This window comes from Promicromonospora sp. MS192 (assembly GCF_049532985.1).
Classification (GTDB): Bacteria; Actinomycetota; Actinomycetes; order Actinomycetales; family Cellulomonadaceae; genus Promicromonospora.
In genome coordinates, this window is sequence record NZ_CP186693.1 from 2,257,243 (window position 1) to 2,278,466 (window position 21,224).

The 21,224-nt window shown below is 72.6% G+C and carries 19 protein-coding genes; 10 read left to right on the forward strand and 9 right to left on the reverse strand.

Features of this window, described 5'->3' with window-relative positions:
* Window positions 1-95 precede the first annotated feature (95 nt).
* Window positions 96-1,346: an RIO1 family regulatory kinase/ATPase gene (locus ACO229_RS10135; protein ID WP_423464795.1), complete on the forward strand. Its 1,251-nt coding sequence runs from the start codon at window positions 96-98 to the stop codon at window positions 1,344-1,346.
* Between the two features lie 49 nt (window positions 1,347-1,395).
* Here ACO229_RS10135 and ACO229_RS10140 read toward each other — a convergent pair whose 3' ends face one another.
* On the reverse strand, window positions 1,396-1,866 hold the full coding sequence (locus tag ACO229_RS10140) for an Lrp/AsnC family transcriptional regulator (RefSeq protein WP_397414695.1): 471 nt from the start codon (window positions 1,864-1,866) through the stop codon (window positions 1,396-1,398).
* Between the two features lie 59 nt (window positions 1,867-1,925).
* Here ACO229_RS10140 and ACO229_RS10145 point away from each other — a divergent pair, with 59 nt between their 5' ends.
* Both ACO229_RS10145 and ACO229_RS10150 read left to right on the forward strand, forming a co-directional pair.
* The gene (locus tag ACO229_RS10145; protein WP_423464796.1) at window positions 1,926-3,110 is read left to right on the forward strand and encodes a trans-sulfuration enzyme family protein; all 1,185 of its coding nucleotides are present in this window, start codon (window positions 1,926-1,928) and stop codon (window positions 3,108-3,110) included.
* A gap of 81 nt (window positions 3,111-3,191) precedes the next feature.
* On the forward strand, window positions 3,192-3,581 hold the full coding sequence (locus ACO229_RS10150) for a hypothetical protein (protein WP_397414691.1): 390 nt from the start codon (window positions 3,192-3,194) through the stop codon (window positions 3,579-3,581).
* An 18-nt stretch (window positions 3,582-3,599) separates the two neighbouring features.
* Here ACO229_RS10150 and ACO229_RS10155 read toward each other — a convergent pair whose 3' ends face one another.
* A complete protein-coding gene (locus ACO229_RS10155; protein WP_423464797.1) occupies window positions 3,600-4,202 on the reverse strand; it encodes a GNAT family N-acetyltransferase in 603 nt (200 codons plus the stop codon).
* Window positions 4,203-4,340: 138 nt separating this feature from the next.
* Here ACO229_RS10155 and ACO229_RS10160 point away from each other — a divergent pair, with 138 nt between their 5' ends.
* Both ACO229_RS10160 and ACO229_RS10165 read left to right on the forward strand, forming a co-directional pair.
* Entirely contained in the window at window positions 4,341-4,985 is a 645-nt protein-coding gene (locus ACO229_RS10160) for an SRPBCC family protein (RefSeq protein WP_397430106.1), read from the forward strand.
* Complete coding sequence (locus tag ACO229_RS10165; protein WP_423464798.1) at window positions 4,986-5,447, forward strand: ArsR/SmtB family transcription factor; 462 nt, start codon at window positions 4,986-4,988, stop codon at window positions 5,445-5,447.
* A gap of 5 nt (window positions 5,448-5,452) precedes the next feature.
* Here ACO229_RS10165 and ACO229_RS10170 read toward each other — a convergent pair whose 3' ends face one another.
* Window positions 5,453-6,574, reverse strand: a complete 1,122-nt coding sequence (locus ACO229_RS10170) for a glycerophosphodiester phosphodiesterase family protein (RefSeq protein WP_423464799.1) — start codon at window positions 6,572-6,574, stop codon at window positions 5,453-5,455.
* A 158-nt stretch (window positions 6,575-6,732) separates the two neighbouring features.
* Here ACO229_RS10170 and ACO229_RS10175 point away from each other — a divergent pair, with 158 nt between their 5' ends.
* Entirely contained in the window at window positions 6,733-7,197 is a 465-nt protein-coding gene (locus ACO229_RS10175; protein ID WP_423464800.1) for an HtaA domain-containing protein, read from the forward strand.
* A gap of 337 nt (window positions 7,198-7,534) precedes the next feature.
* Entirely contained in the window at window positions 7,535-10,066 is a 2,532-nt protein-coding gene (locus ACO229_RS10180) for a protein kinase domain-containing protein (RefSeq protein ID WP_423464801.1), read from the forward strand.
* A 52-nt stretch (window positions 10,067-10,118) separates the two neighbouring features.
* Here ACO229_RS10180 and ACO229_RS10185 read toward each other — a convergent pair whose 3' ends face one another.
* The 4 genes from ACO229_RS10185 to ACO229_RS10200 form a co-directional block, all read right to left on the reverse strand.
* Window positions 10,119-11,516 (reverse strand): threonine/serine ThrE exporter family protein, encoded by a 1,398-nt coding sequence (locus ACO229_RS10185; protein WP_423464803.1) that lies wholly within the window; start codon window positions 11,514-11,516, stop codon window positions 10,119-10,121.
* Between the two features lie 193 nt (window positions 11,517-11,709).
* On the reverse strand, window positions 11,710-13,305 hold the full coding sequence (locus tag ACO229_RS10190) for a molybdopterin-dependent oxidoreductase (protein WP_423464804.1): 1,596 nt from the start codon (window positions 13,303-13,305) through the stop codon (window positions 11,710-11,712).
* 248 nt (window positions 13,306-13,553) lie between these two features.
* Window positions 13,554-15,089 (reverse strand): amidohydrolase family protein, encoded by a 1,536-nt coding sequence (locus ACO229_RS10195; RefSeq protein ID WP_423464806.1) that lies wholly within the window; start codon window positions 15,087-15,089, stop codon window positions 13,554-13,556.
* Window positions 15,086-16,393 carry a cytosine permease gene (locus ACO229_RS10200; RefSeq protein WP_423464807.1) on the reverse strand — a complete coding sequence of 436 codons (1,308 nt, stop codon included), beginning with the start codon at window positions 16,391-16,393 and terminating at the stop codon, window positions 15,086-15,088. The genes ACO229_RS10195 and ACO229_RS10200 overlap by 4 nt, the downstream gene beginning before the upstream one ends.
* 184 nt (window positions 16,394-16,577) lie before the next feature.
* Between ACO229_RS10200 and ACO229_RS10205 the strand changes: the two genes are divergently transcribed.
* Window positions 16,578-17,702, forward strand: coding sequence for a PucR family transcriptional regulator (locus tag ACO229_RS10205; RefSeq protein WP_423464808.1), 1,125 nt, complete (start codon window positions 16,578-16,580; stop codon window positions 17,700-17,702).
* 25 nt (window positions 17,703-17,727) lie between these two features.
* On the opposite strand, the gene ACO229_RS10210 is transcribed toward ACO229_RS10205, so the two are convergent.
* Both ACO229_RS10210 and ACO229_RS10215 read right to left on the reverse strand, forming a co-directional pair.
* Window positions 17,728-18,099, reverse strand: a complete 372-nt coding sequence (locus ACO229_RS10210) for a hypothetical protein (RefSeq protein ID WP_423464810.1) — start codon at window positions 18,097-18,099, stop codon at window positions 17,728-17,730.
* 636 nt (window positions 18,100-18,735) lie between these two features.
* Window positions 18,736-19,311 carry a hypothetical protein gene (locus ACO229_RS10215; RefSeq protein WP_423464811.1) on the reverse strand — a complete coding sequence of 192 codons (576 nt, stop codon included), beginning with the start codon at window positions 19,309-19,311 and terminating at the stop codon, window positions 18,736-18,738.
* Between the two features lie 712 nt (window positions 19,312-20,023).
* Between ACO229_RS10215 and ACO229_RS10220 the strand changes: the two genes are divergently transcribed.
* Window positions 20,024-20,344 (forward strand): hypothetical protein, encoded by a 321-nt coding sequence (locus ACO229_RS10220; protein WP_423464812.1) that lies wholly within the window; start codon window positions 20,024-20,026, stop codon window positions 20,342-20,344.
* Complete coding sequence (locus ACO229_RS10225) at window positions 20,341-21,165, forward strand: SDR family oxidoreductase (RefSeq protein WP_423464813.1); 825 nt, start codon at window positions 20,341-20,343, stop codon at window positions 21,163-21,165. Before ACO229_RS10220 ends, ACO229_RS10225 begins: the two co-directional genes overlap by 4 nt.
* The last annotated feature ends 59 nt before the right edge of the window (window positions 21,166-21,224 follow it).

Genomic DNA, 21,224 nt, shown 5'->3' on the forward strand with positions numbered 1-21,224 from the left:
TCGTTCGCGCAGCTGCCTCCGCGGCAGCAGACGCCACTGTCACCAGGAGCACCCGGCACTGATCCGGTCGTGCTCCGGCATCAAGGAGCACCGTCTTGCCCCGTTTTCCCGAAGCACCGAAGTCTGTCCTGATCCAGTCCGCGAGCAGGAAGCGCAGCGACAACCGTCGCGGCACCGTCGGCCGTGCGGACCTGGAGGGCCCCCACCCGAGCACATTCGCCCTGGTGGAGGACGCCGAGCACGACGCCTTCGCGCCGGACACCCCCGATCACGACGCACCCACGCACCACACACCCACCGACCCCACCCAGCCGGGACCTGGGCAGCGGTGGTCCACCTGGCGTTCCGTCGCCAAGGGCCAGCGCGGCCCCGAACCGGTCCCGGACTGGCTGGTCACCCGGGACGCCGCGTTCGACACCGAGCTCGGCATCCTCAAGACCGGCAAGGAGGCGGACGCGTTCCTCGTCGAGCGCGCCGTCCCGCCGAGCGCAGACCCGGCCGACGTTCCTTCCGGCGCCACACCCGCAGGCCCGGCCGACCTTGCACACGGCGCCACACCCGCCAACCCGTCCGCCCAGCCGACGGGCACCCCGCCGACGGGCACCCCACCGCACGGCACCCCACCGCACGGCACCCCGCCACACGGCACCCCACCGCACGACACCCCGCCACACGGCACCCCACCACACGGCACCCCGCCGTCGGACCCGGCCCGCGAGCCCGAGCGCTGCCTCCTGGTGGCCAAGCGGTACCGCAGCCTGGACCACGGCCAGTTCCATCGCGGCACGGAGTACACGGAGGGCCGCCGGGTGCGCCGCACGCGCGACCAGCGCGCCATGGAGGACCGCAAGTCCGCCTGGGGCCGCGCGGTCTCGGCCACCCAGTGGGCCGACGCCGAGTTCGTCGCCCTGCGCGACGCCTGGTCGGCGGGTGCCCCGGTGCCATACCCGGTCCAGATCGACGGCACGGAGGTGCTCATGGAGTTCGTGGGCACCGAGGAGGTCGACGACGAGGGCCGCACGCAGATCGTCGCCGCGCCGCGGCTGGCCCGGGAGCGTCCCTCCGACGACCTGCTGGAGTCGTACTGGGCCCAGCTCACGCACGGCATGTCGGTGCTGGCACGGCTGGGCTTCGCGCACGGCGACCTGTCGCCGTACAACATCCTGGCCCACGGCGAACGGCTGGTCATCATCGACCTGCCGCAGGTCGTGGACCTGGTGGCCAACCCGTTCGCCAGCGAGGTGCTGCTGCGCGACTGCCGCACCGTGTGCGCCTGGTTCACGGCCCGCGGGCTGGACGTCGACCCCGACGCCCTGTTCGCGGACCTGCTGGCGCAGGCGCTCTGACCGGCCCACCGGACGACAGGTCACCCCGGTGGCCTGTCGTCCGGCCCGGTCAGTCCGCCGGGGTGACCGGGCCGCAGGTCCAGGAGGAGAACACCAGGTCGGTCTGCACGCGGCCCACCTCGCCGCGGGCGGTCAGGTCGAGCACCAGGCGCTGCAGCTCGTCCGTGTCGGCACAGGCCACGTGGACCAGGAAGTCGTCCGGGCCGGACACGTGGTGCACCGCCCGCGTCTGCGGCAGGCGCCGCACCCACTCGACGAACGGCCCCAGCAGGGGCCGGGAGTGGGTGGTCAGCCGCACCATGAGCATGGCCTGCAGCCCGCGCCCGACGGCGGCCGGGTCGATCTCCGCGCGGTAGCCGCGGATCACCCCGGCGTTCTGCAGGCGCTGGGTGCGGGCCAGGCACGTCGACGGCGCGACCCCGACCCGCTGCGCGAGCACCTTGTTGGACAGCCGGCCGTCCTTCTGCAGCTCGTCGATGAGCGCACGGTCGACCGAATCGAGGATCACGTTCTGGCCCATGGCCCGAATTTGTAGCATGCCCGCCCCACGCGAGCCGTGCCGGGTGCCGATAGTCCCCCATGACCACGCATCCGGGGCCCGTGCACCCACCGTCCGTGCACCCCGAGCCCATCCGCCCAGCCTCCGCGCACTCCTGGTCCACGCGCGCCGTCCACGCCGGCAAGGACGACCTGGCCGCGCTGGGCCTGCACGCCCCGCCGATCGATCTGTCCACCACCTACCCGTCGCACGACGTGGCCGCCGAGGCCGCGCGCCTCGACCAGTTCGCCGACGGGCACGACGACGGCGGCCCGCCCGTGTACGCGCGCGTCGCCAACCCGACCGTGCGCCGCTTCGAGACCGCCCTGGCCGAGCTCGAGGGGGCCGACGCCGCCGTCGCCTTCGCCAGCGGCATGGCGGCCCTGTCGGCGTGCCTGCTGGCGCGGGCCGCGGCGGGCCGGCCGCACGTCGTCGGGATACGGCCGCTGTACGGCTCCACGGACCACCTCCTGAGCTCCGGCCTGCTCGGCACCTCGGTGACGTGGGCGACGCCGGACGAGGCGGCGTCGGCGATCACGGACCGGACCGGGCTGGTGGTCGTGGAGAGCCCGGCCAACCCCACCCTGGACGAGGTGGACCTGCGCGCGCTGGCCGCCGCCTGCGGCCCGGTCCCCCTGCTGGTGGACAACACGTTCGCGACCCCTGTGCTCCAGCGCCCGCTCACGCTCGGCGCCGGCATGGTGCTGCACAGCGCCACGAAGTACCTGGGCGGGCACGGGGACGTGATGGGCGGCGTCGTGGCGTGCGACGAGGAGACGGCGCGCACCCTGCGCCAGGTCCGGTTCCTCACCGGCGCCGTGCTGCACCCGATCGCGGGCTACGAGCTGCTGCGCGGCCTGGCGACGCTGCCCGTGCGGGTGCGGGCGGCGTCGGCCACGGCAGCGGAGCTCGCGCGGCGGCTGGCCGAGCACCCGCGGGTGACCCGGGTGCACTACCCGCGGGTGGGCGGGGCGATGGTGTCGTTCGAGACCTCGGCCGATCCGGTGGCGGTGGTCTCCGCTGTACGGCTGATCACGCCGGCGGTGAGCCTGGGCAGCGTGGACAGCCTGATCCAGCACCCGGCGTCACTGACCCACCGGATCATGGACGAGGTCTCCCGCAAGGACGCAGGCATCTCCCCCGACCTGATCCGCCTCTCGGTGGGCCTGGAACACCTGGACGACCTCTGGCAGGACCTGGCCCAAGCCCTCGACCACGCCCGTTGAGTGCTGGACATTCGCCCTTCGGGACGCTCCTGGAGGGCGAATGTCCAGCACTCGACGGTGGGGGCGGTTAGCGTGTGGCGGATGGAGAGCTTCGATCAGGACGATCTGGTGAGTTTCTTCGTCCGGTACGGCGTCGCGCTCGGGGCCGGGGACCTGGAGGTCGTGACCGACAGCCTCGGCTATCCGTCGATGGTGGTGCAGGCGGACCGGTCCCTCGTGGTGCCGGACGCCGAGGTCGCGCGCGAGAGCCTGGGCGGCATGCTGACCGCCTACCGGGAACAGGGCCTGGTGGCGGCGGTCCCGGAGGTGCGCTCCGTGGAGCAGGTCGGCGACGCCCTGCTCTGGGTGGACGTGCGCTGGAGCTACAAGGACGAGAACGCGTCGGAGGCTGCGGCCGACCGGGCACGTTACCTGCTGCGACGTGGCCGCGAGACGTTCGAGGTGTGCGTGGTCGTGCCCGTCGAGGAGTAGCCGGCCCCGGACGGCCTGCTACGCCGGGGCGATCTCGCGGCGCAGGTGCCAGCGGGTCAGGCGGGCGCTGGTGGCGCCCGTGGGGCCGAGCCGGTCGAACCCGGCCCGCTCGTACATGCCGACCGTGCCGACGAACGCCGCGCTGACCGGGACCCGGCGCCCGGGCGGGGGCTCGACCGGGAACGCGTCCAGCGCGGTCGCGCCGTGCGCCGCGGCGTAGTCGACGCCGCCGTCCAGGAGGGCCTGCGCGATCCCCTGCCTGCGGAAGCCCGTGCGCACGGTGACGCACATGAAGACCCACGTCGTGTCCCAGGTCCCGGGTTCTCCGACGGGCAGCACCCGGGACCGCTGCAGGGACCGGGCGGCCGACCTCCGCGAGAAGCCGAGCCAGCCCGCCACCTCGCCCGGGGCCTCCTCCGTGCCCAGGTACGCGAGCATGCCCGGTGCCGGTTCCTGCGCGGTGAGCTCCCGCAGGCGCGCGCCGCGCGTCGTCACGTCCTCCTGTGCCGGCGCGCGCCAGTGCATGCACCAGCAGGCCTGCTCGCGCCCGGTCGGGTTGAGGACGCGGGCGATGTCGTCGAACCGGTCGGTGGTCGCGGGGACCACCTCGATACGGGCCATGATCGGAACCTACCCCGCCTCGCCCACATGCGTAGGCGGACCCGCTTGACACACTTTTTCTGGACGAGATATGACGCCCTCTTGCGAGAGCGGCACGCGTGTGGGATAAATAAGTGTCCACTTATAGAAGGAGACACCATGACCACGCTCACCGACCCCGCCGCGACTGCCGGTCTCGTGACCCGCGAGGTCCGCGACGGCAGCCGGGGCGACGCACCGACCAAGATCGCCGTCGCGCGCCGCACCTACGCGACCGACCGCGACGACCTGTGGGACGCCCTCACCTCGGCCGAACGGCTCCCCCGGTGGTTCATGCCGATCACCGGCGACCTCACGGTCGGCGGCCGCTACCAGCTCGAGGGCCACGCGGGCGGTGTCGTGGAGCGTTGCGACGCCCCGCACGCCTTCGCCGTCACGTGGGAGTCGAACGGCGGCGTCTCGTGGCTGGAGGTCTCGCTCACCCCCGCCGACGGCGGCACCACGCTCGAGCTGGTCCACGAGGCCCCCGTCGACCCGGACTTCTGGGCACAGTACGGACCCGGCGCCGTCGGCGTGGGCTGGGACCTGAGCCTCATGGGCCTGGGCCTGCACCTCGACACCGGGGCATCGCTCGACCCGCAGGCGGTCGAGGAGTGGTCCCTCTCCGACGAGGGCGTGACGTTCGCGCGCGCCGCCAGCACCGGCTGGGCCGACGCCGCGGCCGCCGCCGGGGACGACGCCGACCAGGCCCGCGCCGCGGGCGAGCGGACCCTCGCCTTCTACACCACGCCGCCGGAGGCCTGAGTGCCGCGTGCTGCTGCCGCCTCCGCGCACGACGACGGGCCGGCCGGGGCGCGGGTCGACGCCGGAGAAGCCGCCGGCCACCCCGACACGGCCCCGCCCGGCGTGTTCGAGGCGCTCGGCGACCCCGTCCGCCGTCGGCTCCTGGAGCTGCTGGTACCGGGCGAGCAGCCCGCGGGCGCCCTGGTCACCGCGCTGCAGGCCCGGATGCGCATCACCCAGCCGGCCGTGTCACAGCACCTGCGCGTGCTGCGCGAGGCCGGCCTGGTGCACGTGCGCGCCGAGGGCACCCGTCGCCTGTACGCCGTGGACGACGCCGGGACGGCGGCCGCCCGTGCCTGGCTCGCCCGCTTCGAGGACACGTTCGCCCAGCCGCTCGACGCCCTGGCGACGGAGCTGGCCCGCGGGCGCCGCGAGCGCCGTCGTGCGGCTCCCCCGGCCGGGACGGACGCCGCCGCGGGCTGACCGCGTCAGTAGCGCTTGGGGAGCTTCAGGTGACGCTCCGCCATGATGGTGCGCAGCAGGTCCGGGCGGTCGGTGATGATGCCGTCCACGCCGATGTCCATGAGGGACTCGATCGTGGCCCGGTCGTCGACGGTCCACGGGATCACGGCCATGCCCCGCCGGTGGGCGGCACGGACGAGCTCCGGCGTCGTGAAGGGCACGTAGCCGGGGTCGGCCACGCCGCCGCCCTGCGGGTCGCCGTGCACGGGCGAGACGGCGTCGGCCCCGAACGAGGCGGCGGCCGCGACGAACTTCTCCTGGATCGACCCGGGGAAGTCGTCGATGTCGAGGCCGCCGAGCCACGGGGAGGCGCCGTCGGCCCCGACCTGGAGGAACTGCTGGCCGTTGGTCAGCGCCACCAGGCCGAAGCGGGGCTCGACCTCGCTCATGCGCATCAGCGAGCCCCAGTCGAAGCTCTGGATCGTGACCTGGTCGACCAGGCGGGCCGCGCGCACCTCGCGGGCGACGACCTGCACGAACTGCTCGCGCGGCGCCGTCTGCTCGGGGGCGCCCGCCTCGACCTTGGTCTCGATGTTGAGCGTTACCTGGTGGGCGCGGTGGCGGTTCACGAGGTCGAGCACCTCGGACAGCAGCGGCATGCGCTCGCCGGGGTGCAGCTCCTGCCCGGGGAACTGCGGCTGGCGCAGCGAGCCGCAGTCGATCGTGCGGACCTGCGCGAGCGTGAGGTCCTTGATGTACGTGCGCTCGGGGACGTACGGGAACTGCGGGTCGCCGGGGAACGCGGGGGCGGTGTCCACGCACTTGGCCGGGCTGGGGTCGCGGTCGTGCGTGACGACGGCGTACCCGTCGCGCGTGATCTGCACGTCCAGCTCGAGCGTGCTGACGCCCAGCGCGAGCGCCCGGTCGAAGGCGGGCAGCGTGTTCTCCACCGTCAGCGCGATACCACCGCGGTGCGCCTGGAGGTCGAAGGCGCGCGGGTGGTGGGCGCCGGAGGCGTCGGCCGCGCTCGCGGGCCCGGCGGCGGACGCCGGAGCGATGCTAAGCGCGAGGGTCGCGGCGACGGTCAGGACGACGGTCATGGCGAGTGCTGCGGTGCGGGCGGCGGGGCCGCGACGGGCGGTTCTCATGCCCCGAGCCTGGAGCGGCCCTGTGACGACGGCGTGGCGCCGCGCCGTCCCGCGGACGACGCCCGCGTGAACGCGCGGCGACGTGGCCCGGCCCCGCCGCCCGTCCGCGCGCCGGGTGCAAAGCGGTACCAATCGCCCTTCGGGGGTACCGTTCTCGGGTGGCTCATCTGGACTGGGAGATCAAGGCAAGCCTGCTGATGTACGTGATGGGGGCGCCCGGCGGCCGCATCGTGCAGGACGACGCCGTGGGCGGCACCGGCGCCTCGTTCCACTTCCCGCTCGACCCGGAGCGCACGGCCGAGCCGTCCGCCGACGCGTCGTCGTTCGCGTTCACGGGGTCCGTCGTCTTCATCGGGCACTTCGGCTCGTTCGTCGGTGAGGTCGCCGACATCGAGGTCGTCTCCCCCGCCGACGGCGGCCCCGACTGGACCATGTCGATCCGGGACCGCGAGTCGGACGTGCGCACCGTCGCGTTCCGCCTGGCCGGCGCCCCCGAGCGCACGGCCGACGGCACCCGCCTCACCTGGTCGCGGGTCGAGCTCACCGAGGACGGCGCGAAGCTGTGGGGCGGCAACTACCCGGTGGGCACCGCCTTCGAGCCGGTCACGATCGACCTCACCTGAGCCATCGGGTCAGCGGCCCTCTCAGGGGCGGCCGGCCGCGTGGTCCCCGGCAGGACGCCGGGCCCGGCGGCGTGTTTCGCAGGACGGACAGACCGACCGGAACTCCTGCCGTCGACAGGGCGGACTTTCCTCGGGTCCGGGCCTGTGCGCTGGTAGGTTGCCCGGTATGACGTCACCCGTCGGCGAGGCCGCGCAGGCGGCCGTCGGCCCCGGTCCCGTCCCGTCAGCCGAACCGGCCGTCGCGCCGGTCCCTGCGCCACCAGCCACCACCCTTCCGGTCCCCGCGCCGCCAGCCACCGTGGCACCGGCGACAACGCCGTCCGCCACCGTGCCGCCGGTGCCCGCGCCACCGGCGGCCCTGCCGGTGCCCGTGCCGCCGGACGCGGACCAGTCGGCGGACGGCTCCGGACCCGATCACGACGCCTGGGGTGGCGCCAGGGACGACGCCGGGTCCGCCGACGAACCCGTGGCCGCCGCCCCCGAGGCGGACGCCGAGCACCCGGCGGACGAGGCCGCGAGCGCCCCGAAGCCGGCCGACCGCACAGGCAACCCGGAGCCGGCCGCGGACGAGCACGCTCCCGCCGGCACCCAGGACGCGCCCGCCTCGGAGCACGCCGAAGCCGAGCCCGATTCCAAGCCCGAGGCCAGGCCCGACGCCAAGTCCGACGCTGAGCCCGATCCGGACGTGGAGATCGAACCGGGCGTGGAGATCGAACCGGGCGTGGAGATCGAACCGAGCGTGGAGATCGATCCGGAGGCCGAGTTCGATCCCGAGGCGGCCGCCCCCACCCGGCCGAACGCCGACCGGGCTCCCGCGCCGCACGCGCCCGCCGTCGGACCGGAGGCTGCCGCCGCCCCGCCGCTGGCACCCCGGCCCGCGGGGCTCCCCGTGCGTCCCGTCCGCCGCATCCCCGCCAGCGGCGAGCGCCTGGGCCGGTTCACGCTCGGCGAGGCCCTGGGCCACGGCGGGTTCGCGCACGTGTACCGCGCGCAGGCCGACGACGGCGCGGAGGTCGCCCTCAAGGTCCTGACCGGCCTGCACGACGACGCCCGCGAGCGGTTCGTCCAGGAGGCGGAGCTCCTGGAGCGCCTGGACGGCCGTGGCTTCCCGCACTTCGTGGAGTCCGGGCTGGACGCCACGCAGCCGTGGTTCGCGATGGAGCTCGTGCCCGGCAGAACACTGCGCGACCGGGTGCGCGAGGACGGTCCGCTGTCCGGGCCCGAGGCGCTGCGCCTGGCCCGGCAGGTCGTCGACGCGCTGCTCGTGCTCCAGGAGCAGCGCTGCCTGCACCGCGACCTGAAGCCGGCAAACATCATGGTCGACGGCGAGCGCGCGGTGCTCATCGACCTCGGTATCGCCAAGGTCTTCGACGCCGCGACCTCCACGCAGCCCGCCGGGACCATGGCGTACATGGCCCCGGAGCTGTTCGGACGCCGGGTGCACCCGCGCTCGGACGTGTACAGCCTGGGCCTGCTGCTCGTGTACGCGAGCACGGGCGCGCTGCCGCTGGACCTGAACTTCATGGGCCGGGACCTGGTGGCCACCGACCTCGTGGACCCGGACGAGCACGCGGACGCCCCCGACGGGCCGCCCGTCATCGACCGGCACCTGCAGTCCCTGGTGCTGGCGATGACCCGCTACCAGCCGAACCACCGGCCTCCGCTGGAGAACATCGCGAGCGTGGTCCGCGCGCGCCTGGCGCACTCGACGCCCGACCCGACGCTGCTGCTCACCTCGCAGCTCGTCAGCGACGGCGTCACGGCCGCCGAGGTCGCCGCGCTCCCGGCGACCGACGTGCTGCACGGCCGGGGTCACACCCGCATGTTCCCGCCGGGTCCCGACGAGGCGGCACCGGGCCCCGTGTCCACCGCCCGCACCCCGGAACCCTGGCACGCCCTGGTCTACGACCGTGCGCTCATGAGCGTCCTGACGGAGGTGCACGCCGACGGGTTCGACGGCGCCGCCGAGCAGGTGGTCGCCGACCACATCGCGGAGATCGGCGCGGAGGTCGCCGGCGGCCGCACCCCGGCCGAGATCAAGGACTGGATCTGGCAGGCGATGCGCTGGCAGGTGACGTCACCCGCCGACGGCCACTCGGACACGCTCCGCGGCTGGCGCGCGTTCCGCAGCCCCCAGCCCGAGCCGGCGAGCCGGCGTGCGCCCGTCCGCAGCCAGCCCGTCCCGCCCGCCGCGGCGACCCAGGTGGTCCGCGAGCAGGCGCCCCGGCCGAAGTCGTACGAGCCGCGCAAGAGCCCGGTCAAGCATCTCGGCCCCGCCCCGCAGCCGCCCCGGTCGACGACGCGCGCCACGCGGCCGATGCCCGCCGTCCAGCAGCGCGGTGGGCAGCCGCCGTCGGTACGGCCCGCCGTCGTCCAGCCCACGGTGCTGCCACCAGAGAGCTCCGGTCCGCGTCCGCCGCGCAGCCCGCAGCCGGCGCAGGGCCGAGCCCAGGCTGCACCGCAGCCGGCTCAGGGCCGGGCGCAGGCCTCCCCGCGGCGAGGGGCCCAGCCGGCCGCGGCGCCCGTCGCCCAGCGGCCGCAGACCGCCGGCCGGCCGGGCGGACCGCCGCAGGCCGCGGCCGCGCCCCGTCGCAGGCCATGGCCGGTGCGCCTGCTCGGCGCCCTGCTGCGCTGGGTCCCGCGGCTGCTCCTCCTCGCGGCCGTCTACGTGCTGGTCGTGCAGCAGACGGCGGACACCCCGTACCTCTCGGCGCCTGCGCTGGCCGTCGCGGCGTTCGGCGTCGCCGTCCTGCTGCGGGTGGCCGGGCACCGCATGCGGATCTGGTTCTACGTGGTCTCGATGCTGGTAGTGGGGGCGGCGTCCGCGGCGCTGTGGGCGACGAGCACCGGGCTGCTGCGACTGTTCTGACGCGCTCCCGGCCCGGCGGACAGACAGTTCCCGGCGGACGGACGGTGAGCCGTCAGCGCCGGACGCGGGCGCGGGAGCGCGCGACGCCGGCCAGGGTGGCGCGCACGGGTGTGCCGAGATAGATGCCCAGCGACGCACCCGCCGCCAGCCCGATACCGACGGACGCCGCGAGCACGAGGGAAGCGGCCCCGCCTCCGGCCGTCGACGCCGGGTCGGCGTGCACCATGCCGAGCAGCCCGTAGAAGACCGCACCGCCGGGTACCAGCGGCACGATGGCCGCCGTCGTCACCGCGACGGACGGGACGTGCAGGTTGTGGGCGATGAAGACGCCCACGAAGCTGGCGAGCGCCGCCGCGATGCCGCTCGCGGCGGCCTCGTGCAGGTCGGACGTCAGCACCATCGCGTGGCTGAGTGCCGTGACCGTGCCGAGCACGGCGCTGACCGCGACGATGCGTGCTCCCGCGCCGTTGAACAGCGCCACCGCGACCGCGATGATGACCGCTCCGGCCACCTGGTCCGGCAGCGGGCCGAGCGGTGGCGGGCCGTCCGGCAGGGTCATCCGGAACCCGAGCACGCTGCCGAGCTCCAGCCCGGCGAGGATGCCCACCACCAGGCCGAGCGTCTGCAGCGTGAGATCGAGGATGCGGCCCGCCGCGGTGAGCGCGAACCCGTCGATCGCGTCCTGGGCCGCACCCACCACGGTGAGCCCGGACAGCATCAGCACGATCCCGGACGCCACGATGATGGCGGGCTGCACCCCGGCGAAGGGCTCGACGTCCGCGGCGGCGAGAGCGGACACGACCACCGCCACCACCGTGGTGACGAAGGCGCCCGCGATCTGGCTGAAGAAGGACGGCACGCGCAGCCGGGCCAGACCGGACTGGGTCGCCGCGGCCGCGAGCGCCGCGACGAACGTGAGCCCCACCAGCACCGCCGATCCGCCGGACAGGAGGCTCGCGCCCACGGCGAGCAGCGCCCGGGCCACCACGACGACCGGCTGCCGGTACCGGAACGGCACCCGCCGGATGGCCCGGAAGGCGGTCCGGGCCTCGTCGAGGTCCATCCCGTCGTCGACGGCGACCAGGAGCGCCTGCATGCGCTGCAGCTTGGTGTGGTCGGGCGCCGCCACGCGCACCACCCGCAGCAGGGTGTGCGGCCAGCCGTCACCGCTGGGCTGGTACGAGAGCGTGATCGACGTGTAGGTGACGTCCACGTGCACGCCCTGGAGCCCGTACGCGCCGGCGACGCGCGTGATGGCGAGCGTCACCTCGTGCGCGGACGCCCCGACCGCGAACATCGACTCGCCGATCCGCATCGCCAGGTCCAGGGCCCGGATCACCCTCGTGTCGTCGACGGCGGGGTGGACCTCGGTGTCCGGGGCCTCGGAGGGATCGGTGTGCAGGGCTCGGCGCACCGACGCGTACAGGCTTCGACGGGCTGGCTGGGGCATGCAGCCCATTGTGCTGAGGGGCGCTGTCACCGGCATCCGGCCTGGGCGGGCCCGTACGGCGCGTCAGCCGTCGACCAGACTCGGCCCCGCGCGTCCGCCGTCACCCGTTCATGGAGTAGTCCCCCTGTTGATGGTGTGATCTCGACCTTCCTGTCCGGCATGGTGGTGGTCGGGCCGATTCACGCCCCTCGGGTCAGTCCACGGTGATCGAGACGGTCTGCCAGCCCGACGCGCCGTCGGGAGCGGGCGGCGCCTTGGTCTCGGTCTGGACCTGGCCGTCCGAGTCCGTGGCGCGCACCGTCAGGGAGTGGTAACCGGCGTCCAGATCGATCGACACGTGCCACTGACGCCACGTGTCGGGGCCCACCGTCTCGGCGAGCTCGGCGGTGACCCAGTCGCCGCCCTCGGCACGGACCTCCACCGTGCTGATGCCGGTGTGCTGCGCCCAGGCCACGCCGGCCACGGTCACGGCCCCCGCAGGCACAGGCGCGGACAGGCGCGGCACGTCGATGCGCGACGCGATCTTGATCGGCCCCCGTGCGGACCAGCCGCGCGGGGTCCAGTAGCCCTCGTCGGCCTCGAAGGTGGTCACCTCCAGCGACGTCACCCACTTGGTGGCCGAGACGTACCCGTACAGCCCGGGCACCACCAGCCGCGCGGGAAAGCCGTGCTCCTCGGGCAGCGGCTCGCCGTTCATGCCGATCGCGAGCAGGCACTCGCGGTCCGGGTCCTGGAGCACGTCCAGCGGCGTGCCGGCACTGAACCCGTCGTCGCTGCGGGAGAGCACCATGTCGGCGCCGGCCTGAGGCCTGGCCCGCTCCAGGAGCGCGCGGATCGGGTAGCCGAGCCAGAGGGCGTTGCCGACCAGGTCCCCGCCCACGGCATTGCTGACGCACGAGAGAGTGACGTAGTGCTCCTCCATCGGCAGCTCCATGAGCTCGTCCCAGGTGAGCGTGAACGGCTCGTCGACCAGACCATGCACCTCCAGCGACCAGTCCTGCGGGTTGACCTGCGGCACGATCAGCGCGGTGTCGATGCGGTAGAAGTCCGCGTTCGGGGTGACGTACGGCGCCAGGTCGTCGAGCTTGAGGTCGGCCCCGGCGGGCACCGGCGGCGCCGGCGTACGCGCAGCGGGCAGGCGGAGCCTCTCCCGCACGGCGCTGATCGCCGTGGAGCCCATCGACAGCACCCGCGAGCCGGCCAGCGCGAGCACCGCGACACCGACGGTGATGCCCGACACGGTCAGGAAGCCACGCCGGTTCATGGCGCCGCCCGGAGTCTCGCCCGCCGAGGCCCCGCTACCTCCTCCCGGCGCAGGCCGTAGCCGCGCCACGGCGGCACGCAGCAGGAGCACCGCGGCACCCAGCCCGATGGCGCTGGGCAGTGCCCACAGCGGCGTCGCGCTCGGGCGCAGCACCGCGACCACGACCCCGACGACGCCGACGACGCCCATCAGCACCGCGCCCACCGGCGGGCGGCGCAGCTCCAGCCAGCCCGCGAGCGCCGCCCCCAGGGCCAGCACCAGGCCCATCGAGGCGAGCAGCACGGCCTTGTCGTTGGTGCCGAACCACTCCACGGCAAGGTCCTTGAGCCATGGGGGCACAGCGTCGACGACGGCGGCGCCGCCTGCGAACAGCGTGCTGGCACCGGGTGCGACGACCGCGGCGACGAGCTCCGCGACGGCCAGCCCGGCGCCACCGGCAAGCACGCCTGCGAGGGCGGCCCAGCCCACGCCGCCCGGAGAGCGTTCGGCCGAAGGAGCCGCGGGGCTCTCGGTTGCCTGTGTCATGAGCTGAGCGTGAGCTCGTCGATCTCTGCCGCGCCGGCCGGCGCGGCTACCGACGGCGGGCCCACCAGGGCCGCCGTGGCAACGGAGAGCGCGATATTTGACGTACGCATGACCGATCCTCCTTGGGGCCGGCGGCAAGCTGCCGCCTGAGCATGTCCCAGAGGGTTCGGAGCGGTGGTCCATCAGGATGGGTCGGGGCGCCCTGTCACCTGTCCGTGCAGCAGTCCCCGACGCTCTCCTGGCGCGGCTCAGCCCAGGCGGAGAGCCACCCTCCCCCGCTCCTGGGCCGTCCAGCGTTCGACCCCCACGTCCACGGCCGCGCACCGCCGGTGCACCTCGTCGAACACGCCGGCGAACCCGTCGTTGAGCAGGTCCAGCTTGTCCTGCCACTGGGCGACCGCCGGCATCCGCTCGCGGAGCTCGGCGATGGCGGCCTGCTCGTCGACCGTGGTCAGCCGACCGTGGTCGACGACGATCCGGCCGTCGACCAGGACGTACTCCAGAGATGACCCGTTCTCGGAGTAGACGAGCTGGTTGTCGACCCGGGAGCGCGGTGTGAACGCGAGCGTGCCCAGGTCGTAGACGTTGAGGTCGGCCCGCTTGCCGACCTCGATCGATCCGGTCACCTCGTGCAGCGATGCCGTCCGGGCGCCCCCGATCGTCGCGGCACGCAGGGCTTCGTCCACGGTTGACCAGGTCGTGTGGTCCGGCCCCCCGGCCTTGTGCAGGAGCGCCGCCATCTTGACCACCTCGTGCAGCCGGGGGGTGTCCGACGACGAGCACCCGTCCGAGCCGAGGCCCACGGGCACGCCGGCGGCGTGATACCGGCGCCACGGGGCCAGCCCGGAACCGAGCTTCAGGTTCGAGATCGGGTTGTGGGAGACGCTGACCCCGGCGGACGCCATCAGCTCGATGTCGTGGTCGGTGACCCAGATCCCATGGGCGAACGTGGTACCGGACGACAGGGCACCTATGTCGGCGAGGTGCTGCACGAGGGTGGTGCCGTACAGGTCCTGACCCGTGACGGCCTGCACCCGGGTCTCGAGCACATGGATGTGCACCTCGAGGCCGTGCTCCAGGCCCAGCACCGTGGCGCCGGCGAGCAGGTCGTCGGTACACCGCTGCGGACCGGACGGCGCCAGCATGTACCGGAGCCGCCCGCCCCCGCGGCCGTGCTGGTCCCGGATCGCGGCACGGGAGTAGTCGAGGTACTCCTGCGCGGTCAGCACGGGCTGGGCGCGCACCTGGGCGACCAGGTCCGCGGGCAACAGGTCGGACGCGAACGGGAGCGTGTCGACGAAGGGCCGGTTGATGACATGCCCCGAGATGTTTGCGCGGATCCCGACCTCGTCGTAGGCGTCGAACACCGCGGCGAGCTGCGCCCGGTCCTGCGTCGGTGTCTCCAGCACGTCGTCGACGAGGGTGGTCACCCCGTTCTTGAGCGACTCCATGGCGAACAGCCGACTACGCAGACCGACGAGCTCGGGGCTGAGCGGTCTGCCGCCCAGGATCGGGTAGGAGTACAGCATCCACAGCTCGAGCGGCAGGTTGTCGTACCGGCCTTTGTAGAGGTACTCCCACGAGTGGGTGTGCGCGTTGACGAAGCCCGGCACGACGAGACGGTCGGTGCCGTCGATCACCTCGTCGCCGTCGCGCACGTCGACATCTGGCGCGACCTGGGTGATGGCGCCGTCCTCGATCCGGATCGACCGGACGACCGGGCTGCTCCCGGTCGCGGCATCCATGGTGATGACGGTGGCAGCCTTGATGACGGTGGCGTTCACTGGGTCTCCGCCCGGTCGGTGACGACGCGCGCCGCCGCGGAGCACACGGGGGCCGCGACCGCGGCGACCAGGATGCCCTGCAGCGGAGGGATACCGATCGCCAGGGCGTTGGTGCCGAACGCGGTGGCGACACCGAGCAGGTAGGCGATGACACCGGGCCAGACGACCAGTGGCGCGGCGTCCAGGACCGTACCCGGGTCACGCCCCTTCCACACGAGGAAGAACGTGCCGATCATGACGCCGCCGAGCGGCGGGACGAGCGTGCCCAGCAGCGTGAGGAAGCCGCCGATCGCGTCGCCGAGTCCGCTGACGGCCAGGATGATGCCGACGACGGTTCCGCCGATCACGAAGGGCCGTTTGTCGTCCTTGTCGAAGAGCTCGGCCCCGGCTACGCCATAGGCGTACGCCGTGTTGTCGTTGGTGGTCCAGAGGTTGGCCACGACGAGGAACAGGCCCACGCCGATCAGGCCCATGGAGAGCAGGAGCTCCGCGAAGTCCGCGATGCCGAAGGCCGCCGTGCCCACCCCGCCGAAGAAGAGCATCGCGCCCTGGATGAGGCCGACACCGACGAGAAGGAGCCAGAACGTCCGGATCTTCGGCGTCGAGAACCGCGCCCAGTTGCCCACCTGGGTTCCGCCGGAGATGAAGGTGGCGATGAGCATCGTCATCGCGGTGGCCGCCGAGAGGGATCCGTCGCCTTCGACGGCGAGCAGCGACGCCCAGCCGCCCGCCTCCTCGAACGAGCGCAGCGTGATCCACACGCAGAGCACGAGCATCAAGGGCACCGAGACCCAGGACAGCAGCTCGATCCCACGGAATCCCTTGTAGGCCGTCACGGCCATCAGGACACCGCCGGCGACGACCACCGGCCACGTCGTCTCCCACCCCAAGGCGGTGCCGAAGAGGTCACCGAGGACCGCGATGGTGATCCCGTACCAGCCGACCTGCGTGCCGCCGAGCAGGACAGAGGCCCACTTGCCGCCGGCCCTGCCGAGCACGAGCCTGGCGGTCAGGACGGTCGACAGGCCGGTGCGTGCCGAGATCAGGCCGAGCGTGGCGACGTAGAGGGCCAGCACGAGCGAGGCGATAGCTGCGGCCGCGAGGTACGCGGAGAAGCCGAAGGCGGCGGTGACCTGTCCGCCAGTGACCATCGTCGGGGTGAAGAAGCAGAAGCCCGCCATCACGATCGCCACGGCGGCGGGGCCGCGCCGGCTCCCGGCCGGGACCCGTTCGAGGGGGTAGTCGGGGTCGACAGCGCCCGGTGGCGCGGCCACGTCGTTCCGTGGTGGCTCTGTGGCGGTCATTGCGGTGCCCTCTCCTGGGTGTCCGGGCGAGGTTGCCCGTGCACCGAGTAGAAGGGTGGCCGACGCCGGCGCCAAGATCTCGCGCGGAACGGTGGGCGGCCGCACACCGCGCTGCGCCGACCGGTGTCAGGACGCACACCTGGCCGTAACACGAGGGACATCGGGCGTCCCTACGGTGAGACGCGTGAGCACAGCCATGTCGGTGGCAGCACCGCTCCAGGTCCAGGTCCGCGACATGCTCGGGTGGGCCGACGTCCCGCTCGACCTCGTCGGAAACGCCGTCGGCATGGATCGCCACGTCCGGTGGGCGCAGGCGACCGAGCTCATCGACCCGGAGCCGTTCCTGCGCGGCCGCGAGATCGTGCTGACCACCGGCCTCGAGCTGCGCACCCCGGCAGACTGCGCGCGCTTCGTCGACTCTCTCGTCGCGGCCGATGCGGTGGCGATCGGCTACGGCATCGACGTCGTCACCACCGCGCCGCCACCTGCCCTCGTCCACCGTGCGAACGCGGCGGGCCTGCCGGTCCTGAGCGTTCCCCGGACAGTCCCCTTCCTCACCTTCACCGAGCGTCTCGCCCAGGAGCAGACCCGGCTGTGGGTGCTCGCCCAGGACCGTCTGGAAGCCGGCCACCTGTTCGACGCCGTCCGACGAGGGCTCGCGGACCCGCTCGTGCTGTTCGAGCGGTTCGTCGAGCTCGACCGGCCCGGCATCGAGTTCGCAGCGGCATGCTGGGCGGCACGTGAGCGCCTGCCGGAGGTAGCCGGGCCGCACCGGGTCGGCTACGTCAGGGACCGGACGATCGTGCTCGGCCCCGCGAGCGTCGTCAGCGGCCTCGTCGAAGCGGTCGATGGTGCACTGGTACTCGGTTGCGGCGGGCCCGCCCCCCGGCAGGAAGTACGCCGCGTGCTCGCGGAGGCCGTCGCCGCGTTCGACGTCGCGTCCCGGCGTGGGCGGTCCGCCGGCGCGGCGGACCTGGCCACGCTGGACGGGTTGCTGGGGCGGTTGACGCACGAGCAGGTCACGCCGTTCCTGGACCATGTACTACGGCCGATCATGGAGCACGACCAGCGCCGGTCGGACAGTCTGCTGGCGACGGCCCGCACGTTCGTGGCTACCGACGGATCCGTGGCCCGGACGGCGGAGGCGCTGTTCCTGCATCCGAACACCGTGCGCAAGCGGCTGGACCGGATCGACGAGCTCACGGGCCTACGGGTGCGCGAGGCAGCAGGGCGGATAGCACTGCAGATCGCCGACTCCGGCCACGCTCCTATTCTCGGTCACGAACAACCGTCCAGGCCTCGCCCCTGAACGGTGTCGCAGGCAGCCCGAGGCCTCACTGCAACCACCAGGTGGGGAAGTCGTCGTCACCCGCCGGGTAGTCCCCGAGGCCGCCGACGAGGACTCCGCCGATTCCGTAGACGATGAGCGGCGCGGCGTGCCAGGCGGGGCTGTCAGCGGACACGAACGAGAGCGCGGCGAAGCCGAGGTTGGCGATCAGCCCGACGAACACGACGATGCTCGTTGCCGACACCCCGCCCCAGTGCTCGGGATGGTCCTGGAGCCACAACCGTTCGGCCAGGAAACCCCCGCACAGCACCACGCACAGCCCGAGCGACCCGACCCGCACGGGCCACCCGGTGAGGTCACCGAGGCGCGGCTCGCCCAGCCACAGCATGACGCCCGTGGCGCAGAGCAGGAGAACCACGCCCACAGTGAAGCCCGTCAGACCTGACCTGGTGATCACGTCGTCCCCTCTGCCGGCCCGTTCCCTCGACGCGCCCAGTCGGTGCATCGTGCCCGAAGGACCTGACGAGACGGTGAACACCGGTGAACGCTCACGAGCGAGAACCGGCCCGACGAGACACTTCGGCGTGATCCGAACCTCGTGGCCTTGGACCGAGGGCCGCTCCACAATGGGCGCGCGCACTCAGCCGGTCGGCACCGAGGAGTCCAGCATGATCAGACACTCTTGGTTCGGTGTCGTGGCCCCGACCACGGGCGGTCTGCCAGCATGGCGGCAGCGGGCGGCGCCCGCACCGGCGCTCGCGTACGTTGCGGCGCAGAGGCCGCGGAAGGTAGCGCCTAAGTATCAGGAGTGACGCCGTTCGGTGTGTTCGGCGACGCGGCCAAGGCTCGCAGGAGGCGCCAGCGCATCAAGGACGCACGGACCTGCCCGACGGGTGCCTCCCTTCCGGGCAGTATCTCGGTCCAGCGAACGTTCCGTCGCACGTGGGTCGCCTCATGTGACTGGTGGCTCCCATTGAAGGCTCTCGACGGTGCCGCTGTCCGCGTGGCGCGCGGCGGGCGCCACTGATCGTGCGAGCGCCGTACCGGTTCGGACTCACCCGAAGGTCGTTGCAGGGCACGAGAAGGCGCGGCTCAACCGCTTCACGCTGGACCTTAGCGGCGTACATCGCGGGCATGTCCAGTACTCGTTCCCGTCGATGACGCGCACCGAGGCGGTGGCCTGTCCCTTGAGCGGCTTGCCCGCGTTCGCCCCAGCTTGGGCGTGGTAGGCGTCGTAGTACCAGCGGCCACGGACCGGCCCGGTGACACTGTCGTCGCGCATGCTCGTGCGACGCCCGAGCGCGTCGTAGGTGTACGCGAGCGTCTCGCCGGCTGCGGTGGTGACGGTGGTGGTCTGCCCTGCAGCGTCGTAGGTGGTCGTGGTGGCACCGGCGTCGGGGTCGGTCGCGGTGGTCTGCCGCCCGAGCCGGTCGTAGGTGTAGGACCAGACGTTCTCTTCCGCGTCCTGGACAGCCTTGAGCCGTCCGGCGTTGTCGTAGCTGTAGGTGGCGCTCTCGTAGTCCAGGTCCAGGATCGCATCGAGTGTCCTGGTGCCCGAGGTCGCCGGTCGTTCGTACTGCCGCAGTTCCTTGGTCCGTCCGAGAGCGTCAAGGATCGTCTGGGTCGGCACCCCGCCCCTGGGCGGCACCACGGTCGTAGTCGCACCGTCGTAGTACGTGACCGTGCGCCAGGCTTCGTAGTCCGGGTTGCTGGGCGTGCCCAGGAAGAGGATCGAGTCAGTCGTTCGACCGTAGCGCCGAGGCCCACAAGGGACAGCGCCTGGGGGCGTGCGGTGGATGCGCTGACAGTTGCTGCAGGTGACGATCAAGGACAGCCGGCGCGCATGCTCTCGACCAAACCGACCAGACATCGCAGAACGCCACCGACTGCGCGTGGGCATTCGGTGATCTGTGGGTCGTCGTGCACCCAAGCGCTCGGCACTGAAAATGGCATCGTACGGGTCTGCACGCGAGCGGCGCCGGCGCGCCCAGTTCAACCGCACCAGGCCGCCCTGACAACCTGTGCCGGCAGGCCACGATCAACCTCGCGCGCAAGCTGATCGAGCACCTGACATGCCCGGCAGTCCACAGCGCACATTCCACCGCGCGGGTTGACAGCCCCGCGCGGCTGTCAGGCCGCCATACCTGGGCGGGGCGGAGGAGAACCGACAACGTTTCAGGAACGAACATGTGGTTTCGACGCGGCCATGGCAGCAATCGAAGGTCCCCCAGTCCGGTCGCCACGACCTGACGCTCCCCGTCCGGGAGCGCCTGCCTGGACCCAGTTTCAAGGCGGACTCAGTTCGGTCCGCCTGACCTCAGCCTGGGATCGGCAGGCCCTGGATGTTCCTGTTTTCGGTGGCAAGCCTTGACCGGCGCCGAACCGCGGGAACCACGGGAGTGGCCGCGGCGGCGCCGTTCCTCTGCATGGACCTGCCACGAACCAGGAGAGATCACTCGATGAAGGAAGCAAGCGATGTGGGCAAGGCCCGTCTGAGCGGGTCCGTACGTACCGTTCCAGGCGCGGGCCTGGTCGCCGCCAGCATCACCCCGCTGGTGACCGGCCAGGCGGGGAAGAAGATCCAGCCTGTCAGCTGCCTGGTGCTCGGGACCGAGAAGGGCACGGCCGGCGTGGGGACCATCGGTTCAAGGAACGCGGCATGAGGGTGCTCGTGACGGGCACGTCGAGTGGCATCGGCAGCGCGATTGCTGTCAGGCTCGCGGAGCACGGTCACGACGTGGTGGCCGGGGCGCGTCGCGTAGCGGACATACCGTCCCACCCACGGATCAGGCCAGTCGAACTGGATGTCACCGACTCCGCGCAGCTCGCCGCCGTAGCCGAGAACATGGGCCCGCTTGGCGGAGTGGTGAACAACGCTGGGATCAACATCGCAGGCCCACTGGAGCACCTGTCTCTTGACCGCTTCCGAGAGCAACTTGAGACCAACTTGGTCGGGGTTGTCGCCGTGAGTCAGACATTCCTGCCTGCGATCCGGGCGGGGCGGGGGCGAATTGTCATGATCGGCTCGGCCAGCGGCTTCGTCGCCACCCCGCTGTTGGGCGCTTATTGCGCCTCGAAGTTCGCCGTCCAGGCGATCGCAGACGCGCTGCGTCAGGAGTTGGCGCCCTGGGAGCTACCCGTTGTGATGGTCAATCCCGGCAGTTTCGCTTCGCATAACCGGGCCACCACAACGGCGATGATGAATGCAGAACGTGCGGTCATGGGAGAGTCCGCGGAGCGCCGATATGGACGCGCCATGGATGCGCTCGTCCAGTTCAACAGGTCCGTAGAGGCGGCATCGGGTAACCCTGAGCGAGTCGCCGCCGTTGTCGAGCGAGCGCTCACCGCGCGCCGGCCGCAGCCTCGCTACCTCGTCGGTGCCGATGCCCGCTTGATCATCGCCTTGAAGCGCCTACTGCCCACCCGATCGATGGACGCCGTGCTCTCCAGGATCATGGGTCTTCCGCGACACCCCACGGACTGAGGAACAAAGGGCAGCGTGGCAGCGTCGTGCGTCCTGCCGATCACCGTCCGGGTCGGCAC

Excerpts from the sequence above, each read along its gene's own strand:
- ACO229_RS10140 (WP_397414695.1), bottom strand. The coding sequence starts at position 1,866 with ATGGGCCAGAACGTGATCCTCGATTCGGTCGACCGTGCGCTCATCGAC.
- ACO229_RS10145 (WP_423464796.1), top strand. The coding sequence starts at position 1,926 with ATGACCACGCATCCGGGGCCCGTGCACCCACCGTCCGTGCACCCCGAG.
- ACO229_RS10150 (WP_397414691.1), top strand. The coding sequence starts at position 3,192 with ATGGAGAGCTTCGATCAGGACGATCTGGTGAGTTTCTTCGTCCGGTAC.
- ACO229_RS10155 (WP_423464797.1), bottom strand. The coding sequence starts at position 4,202 with ATGGCCCGTATCGAGGTGGTCCCCGCGACCACCGACCGGTTCGACGAC.
- ACO229_RS10160 (WP_397430106.1), top strand. The coding sequence starts at position 4,341 with ATGACCACGCTCACCGACCCCGCCGCGACTGCCGGTCTCGTGACCCGC.
- ACO229_RS10170 (WP_423464799.1), bottom strand. The coding sequence starts at position 6,574 with ATGAGAACCGCCCGTCGCGGCCCCGCCGCCCGCACCGCAGCACTCGCC.
- ACO229_RS10185 (WP_423464803.1), bottom strand. The coding sequence starts at position 11,516 with ATGCCCCAGCCAGCCCGTCGAAGCCTGTACGCGTCGGTGCGCCGAGCC.
- ACO229_RS10190 (WP_423464804.1), bottom strand. The coding sequence starts at position 13,305 with ATGACACAGGCAACCGAGAGCCCCGCGGCTCCTTCGGCCGAACGCTCT.
- ACO229_RS10200 (WP_423464807.1), bottom strand. The coding sequence starts at position 16,393 with ATGACCGCCACAGAGCCACCACGGAACGACGTGGCCGCGCCACCGGGC.
- ACO229_RS10220 (WP_423464812.1), top strand. The coding sequence starts at position 20,024 with ATGTTCCTGTTTTCGGTGGCAAGCCTTGACCGGCGCCGAACCGCGGGA.
- ACO229_RS10225 (WP_423464813.1), top strand. The coding sequence starts at position 20,341 with ATGAGGGTGCTCGTGACGGGCACGTCGAGTGGCATCGGCAGCGCGATT.